The 7,784-nt window shown below is 72.6% G+C and carries 8 protein-coding genes and 2 pseudogenes; 7 read left to right on the top strand and 3 right to left on the bottom strand.

Annotated features, from left to right (window positions below; translation table 11 throughout):
• Both HUW36_RS20865 and HUW36_RS20860 read left to right on the top strand, forming a co-directional pair.
• Positions 1-762, top strand: a pseudogene (locus HUW36_RS20865) (serine/threonine protein kinase); the annotation flags it as partial.
• 88 nt (positions 763-850) lie between these two features.
• Positions 851-1,063, top strand: coding sequence for a hypothetical protein (locus HUW36_RS20860; protein WP_174529708.1), 213 nt, complete (start codon positions 851-853; stop codon positions 1,061-1,063).
• Between the two features lie 80 nt (positions 1,064-1,143).
• Here HUW36_RS20860 and HUW36_RS20855 read toward each other — a convergent pair whose 3' ends face one another.
• Together HUW36_RS20855 and HUW36_RS20850 are read right to left on the bottom strand one after the other, a co-directional pair.
• Complete coding sequence (locus tag HUW36_RS20855; protein ID WP_091582155.1) at positions 1,144-1,896, bottom strand: GH25 family lysozyme; 753 nt, start codon at positions 1,894-1,896, stop codon at positions 1,144-1,146.
• Between the two features lie 126 nt (positions 1,897-2,022).
• A complete protein-coding gene (locus HUW36_RS20850) occupies positions 2,023-2,562 on the bottom strand; it encodes a Uma2 family endonuclease (RefSeq protein ID WP_174529707.1) in 540 nt (179 codons plus the stop codon).
• Between the two features lie 96 nt (positions 2,563-2,658).
• On the opposite strand from HUW36_RS20850, the gene HUW36_RS20845 reads away from it, so the two are divergent.
• The 4 genes from HUW36_RS20845 to HUW36_RS20830 all read left to right on the top strand — a co-directional run bounded on the left by HUW36_RS20845 (position 2,659) and on the right by HUW36_RS20830 (position 5,884).
• On the top strand, positions 2,659-3,402 hold the full coding sequence (locus HUW36_RS20845) for a M50 family metallopeptidase (protein WP_174529706.1): 744 nt from the start codon (positions 2,659-2,661) through the stop codon (positions 3,400-3,402).
• Between the two features lie 76 nt (positions 3,403-3,478).
• Entirely contained in the window at positions 3,479-4,462 is a 984-nt protein-coding gene (locus HUW36_RS20840; protein ID WP_174529705.1) for a ketopantoate reductase family protein, read from the top strand.
• A gap of 62 nt (positions 4,463-4,524) precedes the next feature.
• On the top strand, positions 4,525-5,025 hold the full coding sequence (locus HUW36_RS20835) for a SigE family RNA polymerase sigma factor (RefSeq protein WP_174529704.1): 501 nt from the start codon (positions 4,525-4,527) through the stop codon (positions 5,023-5,025).
• On the top strand, positions 5,018-5,884 hold the full coding sequence (locus tag HUW36_RS20830) for a hypothetical protein (protein WP_174529703.1): 867 nt from the start codon (positions 5,018-5,020) through the stop codon (positions 5,882-5,884). Before HUW36_RS20835 ends, HUW36_RS20830 begins: the two co-directional genes overlap by 8 nt.
• A gap of 48 nt (positions 5,885-5,932) precedes the next feature.
• Here HUW36_RS20830 and HUW36_RS20825 read toward each other — a convergent pair whose 3' ends face one another.
• Positions 5,933-7,516, bottom strand: a complete 1,584-nt coding sequence (locus HUW36_RS20825; RefSeq protein WP_174529702.1) for an acyl-CoA carboxylase subunit beta — start codon at positions 7,514-7,516, stop codon at positions 5,933-5,935.
• Positions 7,517-7,589: 73 nt separating this feature from the next.
• On the opposite strand from HUW36_RS20825, the pseudogene HUW36_RS20820 reads away from it, so the two are divergent.
• Positions 7,590-7,784, top strand: a pseudogene (locus HUW36_RS20820) (biotin--[acetyl-CoA-carboxylase] ligase); the annotation flags it as partial.

Below are 7,784 nucleotides of genomic sequence, written 5' to 3'. Positions count from 1 at the left end.
CCGGTCAGCCCCGCGCCGTCGACCGGGCGGGCCACCGTGCTGCCCGGGACGAAGACCGCGCCCAACCGGCGCAACCTGCTCATCGGCGCGCTGGTGCTGGTGCTCCTGGTCGGCTTGGCGGTGGCGCTGCCGCTGCTCAACAACGGCGACGACTCCGGTGACGGCGGTCAGCCGAACGCCGGCACCTCGGTCGGGTCGGCGGCCCCGCCGGCGCCGAGCGCCAGCGCCGCCCCGCCGAGCGCGAGCGCCTCGTCGAGCAGCCCGTCGACCAGTCCGTCGCCGTCGGCCAGCCCGTCCGCCTCGGGTTTCGTGCTCCCGGCGGGCTGGCGCTACTACAAGGGCTCGAACGGCTTCCAGGTCCCGATCCCGAACGGTTGGCAGGCCCGGCCCGGCAACAACCAGGTCGTGCTCTACGAGACCGGCGGTGCCCGCCGGGTGCTGTTCATGCAGTGGACGGACCGGCCGGAGAAGGACGCGCTCGCCGACTGGCGGGAGCAGGAGCCGTACCGGCGCTCGCGGGTCAGCAACTACCAGCTGGTCGACATCGTCCCCTGCAAGGGCTACTACCGCACCTGCGCCGACTGGGACTGGCTGGAGACGCGTGACAACGGCACGCGCTTCCACGTGCGCAACCGGGGCGTGGCGACGGCCAGCAACCGGGGCTACGCGCTGCGCTGGGAGGTGCCGGCGAAGGACTGGGAGGCCAACCTCGCCGCCTTCGACGTCATCACCAAGGGCTTCAAGCCCGACCGCGTCAACTGACCCAGGAATCCCGCCCGCACGAAACGTGTTCGCATGGCTTTCCGTCCTCGGGGGTATGAACATCCCTGACGACGGAAGGAGGTGCGACATGGGTTACCGACGCAGGGACACCGGCACCCGGCTGGCACTGTGGATGCTGGTCGCGCTCGGCGACGTCGTACTGCTGCTGATCAGCGCCGGCCTGTCCGCGCCGGTCGCGATCCTCGGCGTGCTGACGCTGACCCTCGCGGGGGTGGCGGCGTGGCGCTGGACCCGCCGGACGGCGGTGCCCGTGCCGGCCACCGCACGCCGCCGGGCCTGACCGGGCGACGACGACCCCGACGGTACGACGACAGCGGGACCGCCCCGTGACGAGGCGGTCCCGGCGGCGACGGATGCGGGTCAGGTGTTGTTGGCCAGGGCGATCAGCCGGCTCCGGTCACCGTTCCAGTAGTTGCGGTCGACGTTGCCGCTGATCCCGGAGACGCTGCCGGTGCTGGTGTACTGCCAGAAGCTCCACACCGGGGCACCGGCCGGCAGGGTGCCGGGCGAACTGGCCCAGCGGGCGAGCCACAGCGGGTGGTTGGCCCACGGACCGGTCCAACTGCCGGTGCACTGGTTCCACCAGCTCGTGGTGGTGTAGATGACCGCGTACCGGCCGGTGCGGGACCGGTAGGTGTTGAGGAAGTCCTGGATCCAGTTGCGCATGCCGGTGGTGCTCAGGCCGTAGCAGTAGCCCCCGCTGTAGGGGTTGCCCTCGATGTCGAGCGCGGCCGGCAGGGTGCGGCTGTCGGCCGACCAGGCGCCGCCGTTGCTGGCCAGGTAGTTGGCCTGGGTCGAGCCAGCGGAGATGTTGGGCCGGGCGAAGTGGTACGCCCCCCGGATCACACCCGCGTTGTAGGCGTTGACGTAGTTGGAGTTGAAGTTCGGGTCCTTGTAGCTCGTGCCCTCGGTGGCCTTGATGAAGGCGAACTGGATGCCCGCGTTGCGCACGCTGGTCCAGTTGATGCTGCCCTGGTAGCGGGAGACGTCGATCCCGGGCGTGGTCGCGGCGGCGGCCGGTCCGGCGGTCGCCACGAGGGCCGCGGCCGCGGTGGCGGCGACGGTCAGGCCGGCGGCGAACAGCCGGCGTACGGAGAACCTGGTGTGGGCCATGGATGCCTCCAGAGGACGTCTACTGATTGACGCCCATCTTTGGAGCTAAGTGCCCTAGATCGCAATAGCGTGCAAGGAAATTTTCATCGACGGTTGTCGTGGTCCCAGGTGGCGGGTGTTTGCGGATCAGCGCAGGGTGCCCGGGTCCATCGCCCAGCGGAACGGCTCGGTGACGCTGAGCGTCTCACCGGCCTTGGCCACGGCGTCCTCGACGTAGTGGCCCCCGTCGAGCCGGTGCAGCCGCAGCGAATGGCTGTCGCCGTCCTGCTCTACCAGCAAGTAGAACGGGATCCGGGCGATCGCGTAGAGCTGCATCTTCAGCACCCGGTCCACGGCGTCGTTGCCCGGTGAGACGACCTCCCCGACGAGTGCCACGCGGTTGCCGTCGAGGACCACGCCGTCATCATCGGCATCGTCCGTGACGACGAGGTCCGGGATGACGATCCGGTCGACGCCCAGTCGCACGTTGACGGCGCCGTGGACGAACAGCCCGGCCGGTTCGGCGGCCAGCTCCACGGAGTTCGCCAGTCGTCGCGCCACGAGCTGATGCCGTGGACCTGGCGCCGGGCTCACGACCAGGCCGCCGTCGAACAGCTCGATGCGATGACGGCCGTCCGCCGACGCGAGGTAGTCGGCCTCGGTCAACGGACCCACATACGAAACCACCGCCGCACCTCCGCTCGCGCCTGCACCGGCCAGTGTGACCTCTCCCCGGGTCGGGCCGGTCGAACGACACGGCTCGGGGCGGTAGGCTCCCCGCCCATGCCCCTGATCGACGGCCTGACCACGCTCTGGGACACGCTGACCAGCGCCCAACCGGACCCGCCGCCGCTGCTTGTGGTGCTCACCGCCGTCGTGGCGGTCGCGGTGGTCGCCGTCTGGCGGACCTGGCGGATCGCGCGCAACGCGGTGACGATCGCGCACGAGGGCGGCCACGCGCTGATGGCGCTGCTCACCCGCCGCAAGCTGCACGGCATCCGGCTGCACTCGGACACGTCCGGGCTGACGGTCTCCGCCGGCCGTCCCGACGGGCCGGGCATGATCCTCACGCTGCTCGCCGGCTACGTCGCGCCGTCGCTGCTCGGCCTCGGCGGCGCGTGGCTGCTCGCCGGCAATCGGATCACGCTGCTGCTCTGGCTGGCGGTGGCGCTGCTGCTGGCCATGCTGGTGCTCATCCGCAACCTGTTCGGCGCGCTGTCGCTGCTGGTCACCGGCGGCATCGTGCTCGCCGTCTCCTGGTACACCCCGCCCGAGGTGCAGGCCGCCTTCGCCTGGACCTCGATCTGGTTCCTGCTCGTCGGCGGCGTGCGGCCGGTCTTCGAGCTGCGCCGCCAGCGCAGCCGGGGCCGGATGCCCCAGTCGGACGCCGACCAGCTCGCCCGGCTGACGCCGTTCCCGCCGCTGTTCTGGGTGGGGTTCTTCCTGCTGGTGGCGCTCGGCGCGCTGGTCGCCGGCACGCTGCTGCTGACCGGTCCGCTCCTCGCCGACGTCGGCCTCACCGCCTGACCCGGCCCGGCACGGCGATCGCGCTCCCGGCCACGCCGGACAGCGGCCCACGCCGCGTCGGGGCAGAATCGGACGGATGCGATACGTGATCATCGGGGCGGGCGCGGTCGGCGGCACCATCGGCGTACTCCTCGGAGAGGCTGGTCGGGACGTGACGCTCGTGGCGCGCGGCGCGCACCTGGACGCGGTGCGGGAACGGGGCCTGACGCTGCGGACGCCGGAGCGGACGGTGACCGGCCGGCTGTCGACGGCGGCCGGACCGGACGGCGCGCCCCTGCCCGCCGACACCGTGCTGGTCCTCACGGTCAAGTCGCAGGACACCGTGGCGGCGCTGTCCGCGTGGGCGGACGCGCCGGTCGAGGGCGGCGGGACGGCCGCCGAGCGGCTGCCGGTGCTGCTGGCCCAGAACGGCGTGGCCAACGAGCCGGCCGCGCTGCGGCTGTTCGCCCGGGTGCACCCGGTCTGCGTCTGGCTGCCCGCCACCCACCTGGAGCCGGGCGTGGTCGTCGCCAACGGGCACCCGCACCCGGGCATGCTGCACCTCGGCCGCTACCCGAGCGGCGCCGACGACACCAGCCGGGCGGTCGCGGCCGACCTGACCGCCGCCGGCTTCGTCGCCCCGGTCCGCGACGACGTGATGCGCTGGAAGTACGGCAAGCTGCTGGTCAACCTCGGCAACGGCCTCCAGGCGCTGCTCGGCCGGGACATTCCGGAGTCGCTGTCGGCACGCGTACGCGCCGAGGGCGAGGCGGCGTTGGCCGCCGCCGGCATCCCGCACACCAGCCGGGACGAGGAGGCCACCGAACGCGGTGACCTGGTGGCCTACCGGCCGGTCGACGGGGAGGACCGCGCCGGCGGCTCCACCTGGCAGAGCCTGGCCCGAGGCGCCGGCTCGGTCGAGACCGACCACATCAACGGGGAGATCGTGCTGCTCGGGCGACTGCACGGGGTGCCCACCCCGGTCAACGCGGCGGTGCAGGTCGCGATCCGCCGGGCGGTCCGCGACCGGATCCCGGCCGGCGGCTTCCCGCTCGCCGAGCTGGAGAAATTGGTGGGCTGAGCGGGCAACCGCACCCGGTGCGCCAGGCGTCTCCCCTGCGACCGTCACGGGGGAGGTACCAGGTGCCGGACGTCGACGGGTTCGACGAGTTCTACCGGGGGAGCCGGCAACGGCTGCTCGGCTTCGTCTACGTGCTCACCGGCAACCTCGCCGAGGCGCAGGACGCCGTGCAGGAGGCGTACATCCGGGCCTGGCAGCGCTGGTCGACCGTGCGCGGCTACGACGACCCGGAGGCCTGGCTGCGGGTGGTGGCGAGCCGGATCGCGGTGAGCCGCTGGCGCAGCCTGCGCAGCCGGGCCCGGGCCTACCTGCGACACGGGGCGGAGGACAGCGTGCCGGGCCCGAACACCGACACGGTCGAGGTGGTGGCGGCGTTGCGGCGGCTGCCCGAGGAGCAACGCGTCGCCATCGCGCTCTACTACCTGGTCGGCATGCCGGTCGCCGAGGTGGCCCGGGCGACCGAGGCCCCGGTCGGCACGGTCAAGGCCCGGCTGTCCCGAGGGCGTGCCGCCCTGGCCGAACTGCTCACGGTCGTGGATCTGGAGGAGCCCGCCGATGCGTGACGACGACCTGGCGTTCATCGACCTGCTGGAACGGGAGCTGCACTCCGTCCGGTGGGCGGAACCGGCCGAGCTGCGGGCCCGCGCCCGGCGCCGCAGCCGCCGTACGGTGGCCGCCGCGGCTGCGGCGGTGCTGGCGCTCACCTCGGGGGCCGCGTTCGTGGCGGCCGACCGTGGGGCCCCACCGGCGCCGGCCGCGGCCGGACCGTCGGCGACTCCGTGGCGTGCCACCGACGTGCCCACCGAGGCGCTGCTGCAACCGTCCGACCTGCGGCCGGCCGTGACCACGCCGTGGAGCGAGGCGAACCTCGGCGAGGAGATCCGGCTGGACCGGATGCTGGAGGTCTGCCGGCAGGACCAGGGACTGGGCACGCAGTGGGCGACGTCCCGCTACTCGCGGTCGGTGAGCCTGGTCCGGGAGCGGCGGGGCACCGGCGGGCAGCCGGAGGGGCAGGTGCTGGCCTCGCAGGACCTCCACCGGCTCGCGCCGGAGGACGGGGAGCGGCTGTTCGCCGGGCTGCCCGCGCTGCTCGCGCCCTGCCGCACCTGGCGGGCCACCGGCCCGGTGCAACTGCGGGACCGGACGGTGCAGGCCGAGGTCGTCCATTCCTGGCAGGAGGTCGACCGGGGATTCGCCGGTGACGAGTCGGTGATCCTGCGCCACACGGTCGAGCAGGCCCGGCGTCTCGACACCGGGGCGTCGATCGGTGCCGGGAGCGGGCCGAGGGAGCAGGCGGTGGTGCGGGTCGGCGACCTCGTCACCGTGCTCTCGACCAGGGTGGGCGGCAGCGAGGCGGAGCTGCGGGAACTCTCCCGGGTCGCGGTCCGGCGGATGTGCGTCGCCGCCCATCCCGGCTGCTGACACGTCGGCGCCCCCGCCGCTCTCCCGGCGGGGGCGCCGACGCCGTGGTCACAGCGGGATGTTGCCGTGCTTCTTCGGCGGCAGCGTCTCGCGCTTGGTGCGCAGCACCCGCAGCGCGCGGACGATCTGGGTACGCGTCTCGTGCGGCGGGATCACGCCGTCCACGTATCCGCGCTCGGCGGCGATGTACGGGTTGGCAAGCGTGTCCTCGTACTCGGCGATCTTCTCGGCCCGGACGGCGGCCGGGTCCTCGGCGTTCGCCAGCTCGGAGCGGTAGAGGATGTTCACCGCGCCCTGCGCGCCCATCACCGCGATCTGCGCGGTCGGCCACGCGAAGTTCAGGTCCGCGCCGAGGTGCTTGGAGCCCATCACGTCGTACGCGCCGCCGTACGCCTTGCGGGTGATCACGGTGACCTTGGGGACGGTGGCCTCGGCGTACGCGTAGATGAGCTTCGCGCCCCGGCGGATGATGCCGTCCCACTCCTGGCCGGTGCCGGGCAGGAAGCCGGGCACGTCCACGAACGTCAGCACCGGGACGTTGAACGCGTCGCAGGTGCGCACGAAGCGGGCCGCCTTCTCCGAGGCGGCGATGTCCAGCGTGCCGGCGAACTGCATCGGCTGGTTGGCCACCACGCCGACCGGACGGCCCTCGACCCGGCCGAAACCGATCACCATGTTCTGCGCGTAGAGCGGCTGCACCTCCAGGAACTCGCCGTCGTCGAGCACGTGCTCGATGACGCGGTGCATGTCGTACGGCTGGTTGGCCGAGTCCGGGATCAGCGTGTCCAGCTCCCGGTCCTCATCGGTGATGTCGAGGTCGGCCGGCGCGTCGAACACCACCGGCTCGTCCAGGTTGTTCGACGGCAGGTACGACAGCAGCGCCTTGACGTACTCGATCGCGTCGGACTCGTCGGTGCCGAGGTAGTGCGCGTTGCCGCTGCGGGCGTTGTGGGTGCGGGCGCCGCCCAGCTCCTCCATGCCGACGTCCTCGCCGGTGACCGTCTTGATCACGTCGGGGCCGGTGATGAACATGTGCGAGGTCTGGTCGACCATCACGGTGAAGTCGGTGACCGCCGGGGAGTAGACCGCGCCGCCCGCGCACGGGCCCATGATCAGGGAGATCTGCGGGATGACGCCGCTGGCCCGCACGTTGCGGAAGAAGATCTCGCCGTAGAGGCCGAGCGAGGCGACGCCCTCCTGGATCCGCGCGCCGCCGGAGTCGTTGATGCCGACCACCGGGCAGCCGATCTTCATGGCCAGGTCCATCAGCTTGACGATCTTCTCGCCGAAGACCTCGCCCAGCGAGCCGCCGAAGACGGTGAAGTCCTGCGCGAAGACGCAGACCTGCCGGCCGTCCACGGTGCCGTAGCCGGTCACCACGCCGTCGCCGTACGGGCGGGTCTTCTCCAGCCCGAAGTTGGTGGAACGGTGTCGGGCGAACTCGTCCAGCTCGACGAAGGAGCCCTCGTCGAGGAGCATCTCGATCCGCTCGCGGGCGGTCTTCTTGCCCCGCGCGTGCTGCTTCTCGACCGCGCGTGCCGACCCGGCGTGCACCGCCTCGTCGAGCCGTCGCTCCAGGTCCGCCAGCTTGCCGGCGGTCGTGTGGATGTTGATCCCGGTCTCGGTAGTCACCCGTGGAATATAACGATGGTTCAGGTGCGTGAGGTTGTGCAGTGCGCCTCACCCCGCGCCGTAGGCTGGCGGGATGCCCGGCTCGCCGTACACCGACCTGGACCGCCCGCCGCTGTCGGCGGCCCGGCTGCGCCGCGCGCTGGTCGCGCCGCACGGGCCGTGGCGGCGGCTGGAACTGCTGGCCGAGACCGGCTCGACCAACGCCGACGTGGTGACGGCCGCGCGGTCCGGCGAGCCGGAGGGCCTGGTCGTGGTCGCCGAGCGGCAG

Origin of the sequence: Micromonospora maritima (assembly GCF_902825405.1) — a bacterium.
Classification (GTDB): Bacteria; Actinomycetota; Actinomycetes; order Mycobacteriales; family Micromonosporaceae; genus Micromonospora; species Micromonospora maritima.
This window is presented reverse-complemented; position numbering and strand designations above follow the sequence as displayed.

Excerpts from the sequence above, each read along its gene's own strand:
- HUW36_RS20860 (WP_174529708.1), top strand. The coding sequence starts at position 851 with ATGGGTTACCGACGCAGGGACACCGGCACCCGGCTGGCACTGTGGATG.
- HUW36_RS20855 (WP_091582155.1), bottom strand. The coding sequence starts at position 1,896 with ATGGCCCACACCAGGTTCTCCGTACGCCGGCTGTTCGCCGCCGGCCTG.
- HUW36_RS20845 (WP_174529706.1), top strand. The coding sequence starts at position 2,659 with ATGCCCCTGATCGACGGCCTGACCACGCTCTGGGACACGCTGACCAGC.
- HUW36_RS20840 (WP_174529705.1), top strand. The coding sequence starts at position 3,479 with ATGCGATACGTGATCATCGGGGCGGGCGCGGTCGGCGGCACCATCGGC.
- HUW36_RS20830 (WP_174529703.1), top strand. The coding sequence starts at position 5,018 with ATGCGTGACGACGACCTGGCGTTCATCGACCTGCTGGAACGGGAGCTG.